This window comes from Synergistales bacterium (assembly GCA_021736445.1).
In the GTDB taxonomy this organism is placed as follows: Bacteria; Synergistota; Synergistia; order Synergistales; family Aminiphilaceae; genus JAIPGA01.
Genome location: JAIPGA010000061.1, coordinates 1 through 15,185, shown reverse-complemented (window position 1 = coordinate 15,185; position 15,185 = coordinate 1). Strand labels below are relative to the sequence as shown.

The window sequence follows — 15,185 nt, the reverse complement described above, 5'->3', positions numbered from 1 at the left end:
ACCACATCACTGGGCATATGCCGGTCGGCGGCGATGGCGCCGCTCGCCGCAATCAGGGTCACCGCAAGGGCGATCAGAAGAATTCGGGAAACGACAGTTCGCATAGAGGTTCCTCCTTCATTCTCTTTCGTTCCGTACGTACCGTACGGGGCTCTCTCGTTACGCTCTCCGCACCGATCGGGTCACGCCGCTGCGCACCACCTCCCTCCGTGGCGGACCTCCCTCACTCCGTGGGGTTGAGAAAGGCGCCGTATCCGCGGTCCATCATTCCCTCGAAGCCGGGGATCCCGTCGATGGTGACGCCCTGGTCGGGATACATCATGTCCAGCATCTGCACAAAGGTCATGATGGAGGTCACATGCCGGGCGATCCGGTAGCGGATCGGCTGGTCGCCGTCGTAGGGGATGTAGAGCCGCCCCAGTTCGGCGGCCTTCATGTAGGCCTTGTCGGCGCCGGTGAGGACCAGCGCCTCGTCGGTCCGGCCCCGGAGCCGTCCCTGGCTGGGGTTGCCCGTTTCCATCAGGATCGGGTTGGTCTCGGTGAAATCCCCCCACTCCCGGTGGCTCAGGCCGCGGAGGTTCTTCGGCGAGGGCTCCAGCCGCATGGGGATCCCCAGGCCCTCCAGCTCCATGGCCACCATGGCGGCCAGCTCCATGCTCGTTTCGTGGGCCACGATGGCGTTGACCACCGGGTACTCCGGCGAGGCCTCGTGGAGGTCGAAGGCCAGCACGGGGTCTTCCTTGCGGATCAGCTCCATGATGGCGTAGGCCAGCCGCTCGGTGAGCGCCCCGCCCTCCACGCCGGGATAGCAGCGGTTCAGGTTGCGCCGTTCCTTGCCGTCCAGCTTCTGCCCCGAGGCGGGATGCACGTAGATGTCGGGGTTGGGCCACTGGTAGACAGGGTTGGTCAGCCGCGAGCCGTAGCGGAAGCTCCTGGTCTCCCCGTCGGGGAGGGTGAAGCTGATTCCCTGCGGGTGGCCCGCCTGGGGCGCGTTGTGGGTGAAGCCCATCTGGTTGGCGAAGGGGATGACGATCAGCCGCCCCCGCTTCACCCGGGCGTTCTCCAGAAAGAGGATCGCGGAGAGCGACGAGGCGGGTTCGTTGGGGTGGGTGCCCCCCAGGATGAAGATGGTCCCGCCGGGCTCCGCGCCCTCCTGGATATAGACCCTCGCATCGGCGGGGGTTTCCCTGACCCCCGCGTAGTAGTCGGAGAGGTGGTGCACCGTAAAGCCAGGCGCCGGCACCACCGTATCGGGCTCCCACATCTGCACGAACTGGGTTCCCGCGTAGGCCGTCATCCCCAGGGCCGCCACCAGCAGCACCGCGGCGGTGGCCACCGTCCCTCTCATCGTCGCGATTCGTTCGAAGATAGTCATCTCGGTTCCCTCACTTGATCATCAGCAGCCGCAGAACCAGCGGGATCACCACCAGCACGGCGGTCACCTGCTTCCAGAAGCTCTTCTCCCTGAAGAGGCAGCGCAGCACCAGCACCAGAATCAGCAGGACAATACCTCGGTAGATCAGTGTCATCACCGGCACCTCCTCATCCTACCAGGGGATCGCGCCGGCGATGGCGTTGGCCATGAGGATCACCGCGATCCCCCAGGCCGCCGTCACCGCGGCGGGCAGCAGACAGTGCCTGAGCACCCGGAAGTAGTTTTTCTCCCCCACCACCTGGGCCGCGAAGATCCCCGCCAGCGCCGTGGGGGGCATCAGGTCGCCCAGTCCGGCGATGAGGCTCAGCGCCGAACCGACCATGATCTCGTTGCGCCCCAGAAGCGCCAGGATGAAGGGCACGCCCAGCACCGACGCCGAGCCGAAGGCCGAGATGGCCCCGAAGAGCGGCATGGAGGTGGCGATGCCCAGGTAGAGCAGCCAGGCCGGCAGAGCCAGCGCCGAGACAACCACAAAGCCCCGTACGCCGGTGAGCGTCATGATCTGGATGAACATCCCCACACCCATGAGGATGCCCATGACGGGCAGCGCCTCGTCGATGGCCTCCGTGGCGGCGTGCAGGGGGCTCCAGCTCCGGCCGGAGAGCAGCGCCGTGGCCGCAGCGAGGAGAAAGGCCAGCGGCATCCCCAGGGAAGGCCAGAAGGCGGGGAAGATCCGCTCCCCGATCAGCAGGATGGTGAGCACGATAAAGGGGAGGAACATCCGCAGGGAGAGCGGGGCGGATTCCATGCGCCGGAGCTCCGCCTCGATGTCCTCCTCGTTGAAGGCCGCCGTCAGGTGGGGCCGGATCAGCCAGAGGGCGCTGAAGACGGCCAGCGGAACGGTGCAGATCAGCAGGGGGATACCGAAGCCCACGTAGGGCATGTCGATCCCGCCGCCGATGATCATCGCCGGGATGTTGATGGGCGGAGCGATCATCCCGTAGATGGCGCCCATGGCGATCACCGCCGCCGTCTTGACCACCGGCACGCCCAGCTTGATCAGCACCGGCGCCACCAGCGCGCCGGTGGTCAGCACCGCCGCCGTGGACGAACCGGTGATCATCCCGGGCACCATGATCAGCGCCATGATCCCGATGCTGAGCATGGTGGGCACGTGGCGGAACCGGCGGATCACCCAGGCGGCCACCGCCTCCAGCAGACCGATGTGCTGGACACACTTCATGAAGATCATCGCCGTGGCGATGATCAGGATGGTGTCCAGATAGCCGAACATCCCCTCCACCAGGTGCCGGAAGGGAACCCCGAATCCCGCCGCCAGGGCGCCGCCCACCGCCGCGGCACTCATGGCCACCGCGATGGGCAGCCGGAAGGTGAAGGCGCCGACGGCGAAGACGGCGATCATCAGAATGGTATAGAATCCTTCTGGCCAGAACCACTGCATGAGCGTCGTCACCAGGCCTACAGAAGCGACCAGCCGCTCAGGATCTCTTCCAGAGGCGTCTTGGCGTCCCGCACGGTGTCGACGTAGCGGATCTGGATATCCATCCCCTGGGTCAGCTCGTCGAAGATGCCGTCCTCATTGCCCCCCTTGGCGACAATCAGCTCGTCGGCGTAGGGGACGGCCAGCTCGATCAGGGGATCCGAGAGGGTGCCCCGGCGTCCGCTGCCGCCCACATGCATCACCAGGATGTGGACACCTTCCTCTCTGGCGGTCTGCAGCACCGCCTCGGCGCGGTCCATCTCCCCCTGCTTGTCGATCCCCGCGGCGCCCATGCCCTTGGAGCTTCCGCCGACCACGGCGATCACCGCCTGGTATCCGGCGGCGTCCTCGCCGCTCATGAGCTTCTGGAAGTCGGCGTCCACGCCGAGCTGCTTCAGCAGCACCCGCACCATCATGGCGTCGGGGCTCTGTCCGATGGAGGTCAGCCCCACGTCGGCGGCCGCAGCGGCCCCGGCGAGCAGTCCGACCATCACAAGCGCAATGATTCCGATACGCATTCGCTTCACGATGCTCCTCCTCCTCATTGGCAGATCCTTTGCATCGTCTGTAGCCTACAGCGCGCAGGGCGAATCGTCTATATTTTTTGTCTTTTTTATCTCTCCGGGGAAAACGGAAGGTTGTGTCGGCCGGGCGATGGAAGAAGGCAAAAAAACGGAGGTCCTCCCTCCTGGGGAAGACCTCCGTGGGACAGATCGGGCCGATAGGTTTAGTAGGCCTTGGCGAAGACGGCGAGCCGGGCGTCGGGCTTGCCGGTGTAGAAACAGGTGCCCCGGGGTTTCTCGCTGAGGAAGCAGCGGATGGTGGCGCCGCCGGTCTCGTACTTCACTTCCCCTTCGTCCTCGGTGGAGCCGGCAAAGTGGGCGGTAAAGAAGCCGCCCTTCTCTTCCAGGCCGTCGCGCATGGCCTCCACCGTATCCACATGATAGGTGTTCTCCTCGCGGAAGCGCTCCGCCTTGTCGAGAAGGTCCCGCTGAATGGTTTCAAGCAGCTCCGGCAGCCGTTCGGTGACGGCATCCCAGGAGACGGTCTCCTTCTCGCCGGTGTCCCGGCGGACCAGGGTGAGTGTCTCGTTTTCGAATTCCTTCTCGCCCAGCTCGAGGCGGACGGGAACGCCCTTCTGGAGATGGTAGAAGAAGCGCTCGCCGGGACGCATGTGGAACTGGGTATCCACCTCCACCCGGCGGAGACCGAGGATCTCGTTCAGCCGTCCGGCCAGCTCGTTGGCTTTGGGGAGCAGGGTCTCCTCCAGGCGGCTCTCGTCCCGGGAGATGGGGATGATGATCCCCTGCACCGGCGCCACCCGCGGCGGGATGATCAGGCCGTCGTTGTCGGAGTGGGTCATGATGATGGCCCCGATCAGCCGGGTGGAGACCCCCCAGCTGGTGGTCCAGGCGTAGTCCAGGTCGCCGTCCCTGTTCTGGAAGGTGATGTCGAAGGCCTTCCCGAAATTCTGTCCCAGATAGTGGCTGGTGCCGGCCTGGAGGGCGCGTTTGTCGGTCATCATGGCCTCGCAGGTGTAGGTGTTGTCCGCCCCGGGGAAGCGCTCTCCCTCGGACTTCTCGCCGGTGATCACCGGCAGGGCCAGCTGGTGCACCATGACATCCCGGTAGACGCCGAGCATCCGCAGTGTTTCCTCCATGGCCTCCTCGGAGGTGGCGTGGGCGGTGTGCCCCTCCTGCCAGAGGAACTCCGAGGTCCGCAGGAAGAGCCGGGAGCGTTTCTCCCAGCGCATGACGTTGGCCCACTGGTTGATGAGGATGGGCAGGTCCCGCCAGGACTGGACCCACTTGCTGTACATGTGGCCGATCACCGTCTCCGACGTGGGCCGGACCACCAGGGGTTCTTCCAGCTCCTCGCCGCCAGCGTGGGTCACCACGGCGCATTCGGGCGCGAACCCCTCCACGTGCTTGGCCTCTTTTTCCAGAAAGGAGCTGGGGATGAGCAGCGGGAAGTAGGCGTTCACGTGGCCGGTCTCCTTGAACCCCCTGTCGAAATGCTCCTGCACCCGCTCCCAGAGCGCGTAGCCCGTGGGCCGGATCACCATGCAGCCCCGCACGGGGGCGTAGTCGGCAAGCTCCGCCGTCTTAATGACATCCAGATACCATTGCGAGTAGTTGTCCTCTCTCTTCGTGATGTTGCGTGCCATTACACAATCCCTCCTCAGAGATCCGGCCCCGGCTGCCGGGGGCTGCCTCCGCCGGCAGCGGATGGCGCCCTCTTCATAACGGTCTCTCCCTCTCTCCTTTGAGGAGGGAGGGGTTCCGACAATATATTCGATGATTGTACACGCTCTTCCGTCTCTCCGTCCAGGGAACGAAACCGCTCAGGGGATCACCCGGTGGCCGCGGTAGGGACCGCCCAGCTCGAAGCCGATGGTCCACTCGTCGTCTTCGCTGTACATCAGCAGAAACTCCCCTTCCACCAGGTCGCCGGGGATGGAAACGGACACCCCGGCTTCCCATGGAGAGGCCTCGCGGCCCCAGTCGCTGTCCCAGCCATAGCCGCGGGCGTAGTAGAGCTCGCCGTAGAGCGGACCGAGAACGCTCTTGTGCAGAAGACGCCTGTAGCCGACCCGCGCCCAGGCCACCCTGTCGGCAACGATGGGCCTGTTGGTATAGGAGATCAGCGATCCCGGACTCCCCAGAAAGGCGCGGTGCGGGGGGACGTCGCTGTCCCCTTTGGTGCCGCCGCCGGCAAAGACGATATGGTTTTTGCCGTCCAGGGGGAGGATGGCCTTGAAGCCCATCTCCAGGAGGATCCGGTCGAAATCGGGCCACCAGCCGGCGAGATGCATGGAGACGGCGGACTCCCCCTTGAGGGGATCGCCGCTGTCTTCCCACTGCATACGCAGCACCGGTCCGGCATACTCCTCGGTCCCGCCGTCGATCCTGGTCTGTTCGGCCAGTGCCCCCCACATGATCTCGAAGGGCTCGCGGCGGCTGTGGGCCCCGAGCTCCAGTGTGTAGCGCTCCCACGCCGTCCTGGGGGCGTTCACCGGATCCATCTTCCAGTTGTGCAGGGCGAGCCCCGCCGAGAAGCGCTCGAACCGCGCCGAGGGGGAGGAGTAGTGCAGTCGGGAGCTCCAGTTGTCGCCCATATTGGCCTCGCCTGTCAGCAGATCGCCCTCCCGAAAGAGGTTGCGACGCACGCCGCGCAGGTAGAGCCATCGGTAGGCGTGGAGGCTGGAGGTGTAGCCGTCGACGGAGAATTCGTAGGGGGCCTTCCGCTGCGCTACGAGGACCACCGTCACCGCTCCTTCTGGATCCGGGGCCTTCTCCAGACGATAGTCCACCGCCGTGACATCGCTGCGGCTCTGGATGATCCGGCAGGCCTCCAGGACTCTCCGGGTACGGAAGGGCTTGCCCACCCAGCCCCTGTAGATCTGCTCCAGGTAGCTCGCGGCAGCTCTGGAGAGCCCCTCCACGCGCAGCCCGGCTACGATGGGCTTCTCACCCCGGGCACTGGGCGCCTCCGGTACTCCGGCGCCCGACGGGAGCGCCCTGATGGCGTCAAGCTTCGCCTCCGCCGCAACGCGACCGGTGCGGATGATCTCCCGCTCCCTGCCCGCAGCGAAAAGCGGCATCTCCCCCACGGCGGGACGGATCACCAGGTCGGCCCGGCGCAGGTCCTCCTCCACGTTCCTGCGGGTCATGATGGTGATGCTCTGGTCGATGACGTCGGCGGCGCTCCGGAGCTTCCCCTGCGCCCGCATGCCGCCACTGACGTTGACGGCGATGATCCTGGCGCCCGGGAAGATCTGCTGTGCCGCGCGGACCGGCACGTTGGCCACCAGCCCGCCGTCCACCATCAGACGTCCCCGCACCGGCCAGGGTTCGAAAAGCCCCGGGATCGACATGGAGGCCCGCATGGCGGTGGCCAGGCTCCCCTCGCGGAGGATGGCCATCTCGCCGGTGGTCAGATCGGTAGCCACCGCGGCAAAGGGAACGGGAAGCTCGTCGAAGGAGGTGACCGTGGCCTTCGACGCCAGATCGGCGAACCGGTTGAGGATGCGCACCCCCGGGATCGCCCCGAGCGGTCCCTCGCGGCCCAGCTCGCTGTCGAAGGTCCGCCGGAAGAGCACCTCGTCGCTCTCGCCCGTCAGGGGCTCCTGCATCCTGGTGGACTTGTCCGTCAGCAGGGCCGGGAGATCGATCTCCTCGGCGACAATGTGCTCCAGCTCCCCGCCGCTGTAGCCGCAGGCGGCGAGCCCGCCGATAATGGAGCCCATGCTGGTCCCCACGATCCCGCGGAGGGGGATCCCTTCGCGTTCCAGCACCTGGAGCACGCCGATATGGGCGAAGCCCTTGGTGCCGCCGCCGGAGAGGGCCAGCACAATCCCCTTCTCCGCCCCCTGGGACGGAAGGGTGGCTCCACAGAGCAGCATCACAACCATAGCCCACAACAGGGAAACACGCCGCTTGGCCATATGACCAACTCCAGACTGTCCTCGTCGGCAAACCGGGAATGATAGAATGTCCTGAGCACGCTGTTCCAGGACACTATAGTACAGATGTGCGCCCAGCGTCCACCACACCCGAAGGAAAGGAGCGATAGGCATGCAACAGGGAAACGCCTTTGTGACAGGAGGAAGCGGCGGAATCGGCGAGGCGGTCTGCACGCTTCTGGCGGAGAAGGGGTACAACCTGGCCTTCACCTACCGCAACAACAGAGAGAAGGCGGAAACACTGGCGGGGGCCCTGGAGGCCAGGGGGGTGCGGGCCCTCCCCTGCCGGGCCGACATCTCCCGGATGGAGGATGTGGCGGCCGCCGTCACCGGGGCGGCGGAAACCCTCGGCGGGTTCACGCTGCTGGTCAACAACGCCGGGATCCTGGGCGAGAACACCATGATCCTGGATATCGACGAAGCGGAATGGGATGCCGTCCTGGATGTGAACCTGAAGGGCGCCTTCCTGGTCACCAAGTGCGCCCTGCCCTACATGCTCGGCCAGGAAGGGGCCTCGATTGTCAATATCGGGAGCATCGCCGGGAAGAACGGCGGTTCCCTGGGGGTGCACTACGCGGCCGGGAAGGCGGGGATCATGGGCTTCACCTTCCATCTGGCGGGGGAACTGCTCCAGCAGGGGGTCCGGGCCAACGCCGTGGCGCCGGGACCGGTGGACACGCCCATGCTGGACGAGGAGACTAGAGAGCGGCTGGCTTCGCTCTCGCCGAACGGACGGATCGCCGCTCCCGAGGAGATCGCCCGGTCGGTGCTCTTTCTGGCCGAGAACGGGTACATCAACGGCGAGGTGCTGGACGTCAACGCCGGCCGGTACATGGATTAGCCGCGCTTCAGGAGAGGACCAGCACGATCGCCGCGATGAACAGCACCACCGCGCCGGCCACGAAGGCCCAGGCGATCCCCGCCCCCACGGGACGCTCCAGGGTCTCCGGGGCGGCGCGTTTCACCCTGATGTCGCCGGGGGAGATGCAGCGGAAGAAGCCCCCCTCGCCCCGCAGCTTGCCGTGGAGCTCATAGTGGCCGTTGCGGAGGATCCGCACCATGTAGATCTGGCCGACCAGGGGATCGCCCTCCCTCCGTTCCAGCATGATGCCGTCGCCCGGCTCGAGGGCCGAGAGCGCGATCCCCTCGACGGGGTCGATCACGGGATCGAGAAAGCGGACCCCGGAATCGGGGAGGATCATCGATTCCGGGGCTGTCTGCTCGTTTGCGGCCTCCTCCGCCGCCGTGCCGGTAGGGTAGGCGGTGATCGTCGACTCCACATAGACATCCAGGGCGTTCTGGAGGGAATCGATGGCGAGACCCAGGTCCCGCAGATCCGGCAGGGAGACCATGGTCAGCCGGAGTGCCGCAAGGCGCAGGGACGTACCGGTGGCGTCGCGGAAGCGCTTCTCCACCACCGGAGAGGCCTCCCTGGTGGTCACAGGCGATTCGAAGAAGCTCTGCTTCTCCCATCCCTGCCCCTCTTCGAGATAGGCCGATTCCAGCCGGCTCTGCAGCTCTTCGATCAGCCCCGGCCATACCTCGCCGCAGTGTCTGGCCACCTGCTCCGCCGCCCACCACTCGCTTTCGGAGATCCGCTCCAGCGCCCCGCCGGAATGGCCCGCCGTCAGCTCCAGCGCCCGGTTCCAGCCTGTCAGGACTCCGCTTCCCCCCCCAAAGGGGACCGGCGCGACCCCCCACCAGATGATCTCCCTGTCGGGGCCCACCACGCCGGACATGAGCAGGGAGATCTGGTCGTTGTAGGGAAAGACCGCCCAGAGCACCGCGTAATTCCGCCCGTGGGCGGAGAGAAAGCCGAACATGGAAGCGGGGTCCTTGTGTCCGCCGGAGTCGAGATACTGCTGCACCAGGGAGTCCACCTCCTCGCGGCGGACCCCCAGCATGTAGGACAGAAGATCCACATGCCAGTCGCCGGACTGTTCGTTCTCCACTGCGGTCCACCTCCCACCCCCCGGTCGTCCGGAGGCTACTGATTAAAGGACAGAACCAGAAACACCTTTCCCTCATCCCCTACGGTAAAGGGGAGGGTGAAGGAGATCACGCCGAGCTTTTCGGCCGGAACGGCCTTGACATTCTCTCCGGTGATGATCTGGGGCGGCGTGAGGTCCAGGCCTTTGATGTCGAGCTTGGTCAGGGTCTTGCCGCTGGACATATTGGCCAGCTCGCCCACAACGCTGAGCGCCACGGGATCCTCCATGTCCGGTTGCACCATACCTCCGCTCATACCGGTCACATAGGCTTCGAAGCCCTGCTGATCCAGCATGATCGCCGCGGTGCCGTGGATCTCGCCGCCGACCACCCCAACCAGCGCAGCCACCCGGCTGCCGGTGACCTCTACGCCCTGGCGGATTCCCTTTTTCTGCAGTTCCGCCTGCACGCCCAGGGAGGCGCTGACCTCCTTGACACCTCCACCAAAGGCGTTGACAAAACGCCTCAACACGTCCCTATCCATACTGCACCCCCTCTCTCGGTTCGCTCGCTGCTTCGGTTCCCCGAACGGGGCGTCCCGTCGGCACAGCCGCGGTTTGTCTCACGGCTGCATTGCAAGATGGCGACGCACCAGATAGAGCGCCGCGAAATCGTCGATAGGTCTGGGAGGAACACAGAGCGATCTCGGGATCAGCCGCCGGATCCCCCGCGGCGGATGGTACCGCCAGTAGAGGGAACGGGCTTCCAGCGTGGAGTAGCCTTCCGGAACGGTCTGCACCCGTCTGTCTCCGGCGAAGAGCACCTGTATCGCCGCACTGCCCGTCCCGTCGCCCACCACGATACATGTGATACCGCACTCCTTCTCCTCAGGCGCCCCCCCCTCCGCAAGGAAGGGCGCAAGCCGCCGCCAGTTCCCCTGCCTCACGGCACGCTGCAGCTCCTGCCGATGACGCACGGGGAGAATGCCGGAACAGATCAGCCGCCCATCGCTGTCGGCCAGCACCCAGCCGATCTTCTCCCTGCCCGGATCAACCCCGAGATAGGCCATCATCCTCCGCTCCTCTCACTTGAACCGTTTCGGAAGGGCATCTATACTATTATAGAGCAACGTTATCGCATATCAATGGAGGTGACATCATGCTACGCAAGGTCCTGTACTGCACCGATCTCTCCGAGCTTTCGGAACAGGGGCTTCTCTGGCTGGCCGAGCACATGTCCTGGAAGGAAACGGAGTTCGTGCTCCTGCATGTGGTCGACACCGTGGCCGGTGTGGAGACACCCAACTATGTCTCCGAGGCGGAGGACCGCCTGGCGGAGGCAAGCCGCTCGCTCCGTGAACGGGGCATCCCGGTCCGCCATATCGTTGAAGCGGGTGACGAGGCGGAGGTGGCGCGACGGATCGCGGGCGAACACGGCTGCACGCTGGTCTCCTATCTTGTCGAACCGGGACAGGACAAAGCCGGCTTCGTGCGCAAGCTCGCCCTGCCCCAGCTGCTCATCGATGTGGGGGAGGAGCGGAAACTGCCCGTCTCCCCCCCGCAGCATCATGTGGTGGTCGCCACCGACCTCGACCCGGAACGCACCGAAACGATGTTTGCGGCGCTGGAAAACGCCCTGGCCGGTACGGCCTACTCGCTGACACTGGTCCACGCCGTTCCGCTGGAGGACCCCTCAAGGGCCGAGGAGCTGATCACCACCGCCGACGAGGCGCTGCAGACGGTGAAGGAGTCCATCAGCTCCTGGGCTCCCGAAGCGGCGACGCGTATCGAAAGCGGGGAACTGGAGGAGACGCTGAAGCAGACCATCGAGGAGCTCGATCCGTCGCTGCTGGTGCTGGGGCTCTCCCTGCACAGCGAGCTCTGGCAGCTCTTCGTGGGCACCACCGCAGAGGTGGTGATCAACGAAAGCCGCTGCCCCATGCTGATCATCCCCGTCTGAGGCCGCTACAGAAAGCGTTCGAGAACGGAGGCCACCAGCGGCACCAGGGTCATGACCAGAACCACCCGGATCACGTGGAACAGCAGGGCGATGGGCGCATTCGCCCCCACCTCCGTGGCGGCCAGACCCAAACCGGAGAGGCCGCCCGGGGGTGTCGCAAAGATCGCCGTCACCCAGTCCAGCCCCAGCCACCTGGAGAGCACCCAGGCCATCACCAGACTGAAGCAGAGCAGCACAAGACTGTAGAGGATCGCCACGGGGATATACCGGGGCAGCATCCGCACGGAGCTCAGATCGGACCGCTCTACGATAACATAGGCCACCAGCATCTGGGAGATCACCGAGAGCAGGGTGATCTTCTCCACGCCCAGCCCGAGTACGGCCTTGGCCGCCAGGCCGCCTATCAGTCCACCCACCAGTGCGCCGGCGGGGATGGGCGAGTAGTACCCCGCGATCCCCGCGGCGATCACTGCAGCGACGACAAGGGCCTGGTTCATTCCGCCTTCCCGTCTCCCCCGCACCGGCCGGAATCGACAAGGCTGTACTCCTCCAGACCGAGCCGCAGAAGGGTCTCTTCGGTAGGCTGCCCCTCGCTGTCCCATCCCATGAGGGTGTTCAGCGTCTCCAGGGCCGTCTCGAACTCCGCCCGGTCGACACGCCGGCCCGCCGAGGGCCCCTCGGGGATCGCCTCGGTGAGGCGGTGGGGGATCCTGTCCTCCTCGGGGCCGATGCCGAGCCGCCGGTTCAGCATCTTTGCGGCGGCCAGTCCCCGGTCGGCCATGGCCAGCAGCTCGTAGAGCGAGGTCTCCCACCCCATGGCGGCCTCCACAAGCTGGGGAAGCCGGGAGGCGCGGAAATGGCTGCGGGGCGCGAAGACGAAGAAACAGCCCCCCAGGTGGTTGAAAAGCGTCCAGTAGCGCCACATGGAGGCCACCCCGCGGAGCTTCTCGTTATCGAAGGTCAGCGGATCGAAGGGGTCGTTGACCCCCAGGCATTTCATCGTTTCCAGCGGAAAGCCTTCCTGCTTGAACATGGAGTCGTGGGGAAACTGCATGTGGTCCGCCCCCGCCGCAGCGGCGCCGTAGGCCAGGGAGAGGGCCACCTTCCCCCGGGGGTCGTGCATGGGCAGCTCCTGGCCTTTCACATGCATGGCGAAGCGGTCGCTGCCCTTGCCCACTGCCTGGGACGCACTCCGCACCCCGTCGGCGAGGACACGGCCGAAGGCGCTCCGCGCGGCGATGCGCTCGATGGCGGCGAGCATCCCCCTGGTATCGCCGAAGCCGTCCAGACCGGTCTCCTCGGAGGTGAGGATGCCCTGTTCCACGCACTCCATAGCCCAGGCGATGCCGGCACCTGTAGAGATGGTGTCCAGGCCGAGGGCGTTGCAGCGCTCGTGGGCCTTGCAGAGGGCATCGAGATCGTCGACGCCGCAGAGCGAGCCGAAGGCGCCGAGGGTCTCGTACTCCGGTCCGCCGTACCGTGCGTCCACGTCGTAGGCGCCCCCTTCGACAACCCGTTTGCAGCGCACGGAGCAGGCGAAACAGCCGATCCGGTCCTTGAGGAGTCGCTCCGTCATGGTCTTGCCGTCGATGGCTTTGGCGCCGTCGAAGACCCCTTCGCTGAAGTTTCTGGTCGGCAGGATCCCGCCCAGGTTGAGCGCCATCACCCCTGCCGAGGTGCCGTTCTCGTGCAGCCCCCAGGCCAGGGGGTTCTCCTTCCAGTCGCGGAAGCTTTCGTGGCAGGCCTTGAACAGCTCCGGCTTTGCCGGCGGCTCCGGTTTCGGCGCCGGGCAGGCCACCGCCTTGAGGTTCTTGCAGCCCATGACGGCCCCCATGCCGGTGCGGCCGTTGGCGTGGTGCAGGTCGTTGATGATGCAGGCGTAGCGCACGCACTTCTCGCCGGCCGGACCGATAGAGACAACGGTCACCTCGCCGTGGCTGTCCCGGAGCCCCTGTTGCACCTGGGCGTTCTCGGAGCCCCAGAGCGCGGCGGCGTCTCTGATCTCCACGGCGCCCTCTTCCACCCAGAGGTAGACCGGCCGGTCTGCCCGTCCGGTAACCACAATGGCCTCGATCCCCTGGTTTTTCATGCCCGGCCCGAAGTAGCCCCCGGCTTCGCTCTCCCCGAAACCGCCTGTCAGCGGGCTTCGGGCATAGGCGCCGTAACGGCAGACCCCCGGAAAGGCGACGCCGTTCAGCAGACCGGCGGCAAGGACAAAGACATTGTCCGGCCCCAGCGGCTCCGTACTGCTTTCGAGATGCTCCAGGAGCACGGGCATGGCGAGGCCCTTCATGCCTCCCCAGCGTCGCGCCTCATGTTCGGAGACTGTCTCGTAGGTCACCTCTTCGCTATGCAGATCCACCCACGCTCGTGTTCCTTTCCACAAGGACATACTGTTCCCCCCCACTCAACGCGCTCTCGTCCGAGTTGCTGCAGGTTATCTCCCGTAGGCCTGCGGCCCCTCACTGTAGAGATCCCGTCCGGAAGCGTCAACCACCACGGTCGCCGGGAAGGCCTCCACAGTCAGCTCGCGGAGCGCCTCGGGCCCCAGATCCCCGTAGGCCACGATCCGCTGCGCCGTGATCGACCGGGCCAGAAGCGCCGCGGCACCGCCGGTGGCGCCGAGATAGACAGCCCGGTGCTTCCTGATGGCGGCGATCACCTCGGGGCCGCGCTTCCCCTTGCCGATCATCCCCTTGAGTCCCCGTTCCAGCAGCACGGGGGTGTAGGGATCCATGCGGTAGCTGGTGGTCGGTCCGGCGGGCCCGATCACCGCTCCCGGCCGGGCAGGGCAGGGCCCGACATAGTAGATCACCTGCCCTTCCAGCGGTATGGGAAGCGTCGCTCCGGCCTCAATGGCCTCCACAAGCCGCTTGTGGGCCGCGTCCCGGGCGGTGTAGACGGTGCCGTCCAGCAATACCCGGTCTCCGGCCCGGAGCGACCCCACTGTCTTCCCGTCCAGCGGCGCAGAGATACGCAGCAGTGTGCCCTCGGTCATGGTCTCCCCCCTCAGATCAGGCGTTCCGCCTTGCGGTCGGCGTGACAGCAGATATTGACGGCCACAGGCATCCCGGCGATGTGGGTCGGCGCATGCTCCACCTGCACCCCCAGGGCCGTCACCCTGCCTCCATAGCCGCCGGGACCGATACCCAGCCTGTTGACCCGTTCCAGGATCTTCCCTTCCAGGTCGGCGTACCGCCCGTCGGGATTGCGGCTGCCCAGCGGCCGCAGCAGCGCACGCTTGGCCAGCAGAGCCACCCCTTCGAAGTCGCTCCCGATACCCACGCCGACGACGACAGGCGGGCAGGGGTTCGGCCCGGCGGTGCGCACCGTTTCGGTGACGAACGCCAGCACCCCTTCCTCGCCGTCGGCGGCTTTCATCATCCTCAGGGCGCTCATGTTCTCGCTCCCCATGCCCTTGGGCGCCACGGCAATGCGGACACGCTCTCCCGGAACGGAACGGAGGTGGACAACCGCCGGCGTGTTGTCACCGGTATTGACACGGTCATAGAGCGGATCGGCGACGATGGACTTCCGCAGATAGCCGTCCCGGTAGGCCTGTCTGACCCCTTCGTCCACGGCCTCTTCCAGGGACCCCCCCGTCAGGAGCACCTCCTGTCCGAGCTCCACGAAGACCACCGCCGTCCCGCAGTCCTGACAGACCGCCACCCGATCCTCCCGGGCGATATCGAGATTGGCGAGGATGTCCTCCAGAACGCCGCGGCCCATGGGGCTCTCCTCCCGTTCCACAGCACCCTCCAGCGCCGATCGGACGTCGGCGCCCACAGCGACGGAGGCCTCCAGGACAAGCTCGGCCACCGTGTTCCCGACAACCTCTGCAGGCAGTAACCGCAACGGAACCCCTCCTCCTTACGAAAGCCCGAACCCTCGCGCCCCTGCAGCGGGCTGCCGCTGCAGGGTATACCGCCTACTATAACAGAACACGGGGCCTGGCG

Annotated in this window: 15 protein-coding genes; 2 read left to right on the top strand and 13 right to left on the bottom strand. The window is 66.1% G+C overall.

Features of this window, described 5'->3' with window-relative positions; translation table 11 throughout:
• Positions 1-223: 223 nt before the first annotated feature.
• From K9L28_08920 to K9L28_08895, 6 genes are all read right to left on the bottom strand, one after another.
• Positions 224-1,348 (bottom strand): succinylglutamate desuccinylase, encoded by a 1,125-nt coding sequence (locus K9L28_08920; GenBank protein ID MCF7936450.1) that lies wholly within the window; start codon positions 1,346-1,348, stop codon positions 224-226.
• Positions 1,349-1,385: 37 nt separating this feature from the next.
• Entirely contained in the window at positions 1,386-1,529 is a 144-nt protein-coding gene (locus tag K9L28_08915; protein ID MCF7936449.1) for a hypothetical protein, read from the bottom strand.
• A gap of 18 nt (positions 1,530-1,547) precedes the next feature.
• On the bottom strand, positions 1,548-2,837 hold the full coding sequence (locus tag K9L28_08910) for a TRAP transporter large permease subunit (protein MCF7936448.1): 1,290 nt from the start codon (positions 2,835-2,837) through the stop codon (positions 1,548-1,550).
• A 17-nt stretch (positions 2,838-2,854) separates the two neighbouring features.
• On the bottom strand, positions 2,855-3,394 hold the full coding sequence (locus K9L28_08905) for a DUF6305 family protein (GenBank protein ID MCF7936447.1): 540 nt from the start codon (positions 3,392-3,394) through the stop codon (positions 2,855-2,857).
• Positions 3,395-3,603: 209 nt separating this feature from the next.
• On the bottom strand, positions 3,604-5,043 hold the full coding sequence (proS, locus tag K9L28_08900) for a proline--tRNA ligase (GenBank protein MCF7936446.1): 1,440 nt from the start codon (positions 5,041-5,043) through the stop codon (positions 3,604-3,606).
• A 177-nt stretch (positions 5,044-5,220) separates the two neighbouring features.
• Entirely contained in the window at positions 5,221-7,323 is a 2,103-nt protein-coding gene (locus tag K9L28_08895) for a patatin-like phospholipase family protein (protein ID MCF7936445.1), read from the bottom strand.
• A gap of 130 nt (positions 7,324-7,453) precedes the next feature.
• On the opposite strand from K9L28_08895, the gene K9L28_08890 reads away from it, so the two are divergent.
• Positions 7,454-8,182, top strand: a complete 729-nt coding sequence (locus tag K9L28_08890; GenBank protein ID MCF7936444.1) for an SDR family NAD(P)-dependent oxidoreductase — start codon at positions 7,454-7,456, stop codon at positions 8,180-8,182.
• Between the two features lie 7 nt (positions 8,183-8,189).
• Here K9L28_08890 and K9L28_08885 read toward each other — a convergent pair whose 3' ends face one another.
• The 3 genes from K9L28_08885 to K9L28_08875 all read right to left on the bottom strand — a co-directional run bounded on the left by K9L28_08885 (position 8,190) and on the right by K9L28_08875 (position 10,342).
• The gene (locus K9L28_08885) at positions 8,190-9,293 is read right to left on the bottom strand and encodes a hypothetical protein (protein MCF7936443.1); all 1,104 of its coding nucleotides are present in this window, start codon (positions 9,291-9,293) and stop codon (positions 8,190-8,192) included.
• Between the two features lie 35 nt (positions 9,294-9,328).
• Complete coding sequence (locus K9L28_08880; GenBank protein ID MCF7936442.1) at positions 9,329-9,814, bottom strand: chemotaxis protein CheX; 486 nt, start codon at positions 9,812-9,814, stop codon at positions 9,329-9,331.
• Positions 9,815-9,892: 78 nt separating this feature from the next.
• Complete coding sequence (locus tag K9L28_08875; GenBank protein ID MCF7936441.1) at positions 9,893-10,342, bottom strand: endonuclease; 450 nt, start codon at positions 10,340-10,342, stop codon at positions 9,893-9,895.
• Between the two features lie 86 nt (positions 10,343-10,428).
• Here K9L28_08875 and K9L28_08870 point away from each other — a divergent pair, with 86 nt between their 5' ends.
• Complete coding sequence (locus K9L28_08870; protein ID MCF7936440.1) at positions 10,429-11,229, top strand: universal stress protein; 801 nt, start codon at positions 10,429-10,431, stop codon at positions 11,227-11,229.
• 5 nt (positions 11,230-11,234) lie between these two features.
• Here the strand turns inward: K9L28_08870 and K9L28_08865 are convergent, their stop codons facing one another.
• Genes K9L28_08865 through K9L28_08850 form a run of 4 tightly spaced genes read right to left on the bottom strand, consistent with a single transcriptional unit; the run spans position 11,235 to position 15,084 of the window.
• A complete protein-coding gene (locus tag K9L28_08865; protein ID MCF7936439.1) occupies positions 11,235-11,726 on the bottom strand; it encodes an AbrB family transcriptional regulator in 492 nt (163 codons plus the stop codon).
• Complete coding sequence (locus K9L28_08860; protein ID MCF7936438.1) at positions 11,723-13,621, bottom strand: aldehyde ferredoxin oxidoreductase family protein; 1,899 nt, start codon at positions 13,619-13,621, stop codon at positions 11,723-11,725. Before K9L28_08860 ends, K9L28_08865 begins: the two co-directional genes overlap by 4 nt.
• Before the next feature lie 45 nt (positions 13,622-13,666).
• Positions 13,667-14,227 (bottom strand): Fe-S-containing hydro-lyase, encoded by a 561-nt coding sequence (locus tag K9L28_08855; protein ID MCF7936437.1) that lies wholly within the window; start codon positions 14,225-14,227, stop codon positions 13,667-13,669.
• A gap of 11 nt (positions 14,228-14,238) precedes the next feature.
• On the bottom strand, positions 14,239-15,084 hold the full coding sequence (locus K9L28_08850) for a fumarate hydratase (protein ID MCF7936436.1): 846 nt from the start codon (positions 15,082-15,084) through the stop codon (positions 14,239-14,241).
• Positions 15,085-15,185 lie beyond the last annotated feature (101 nt).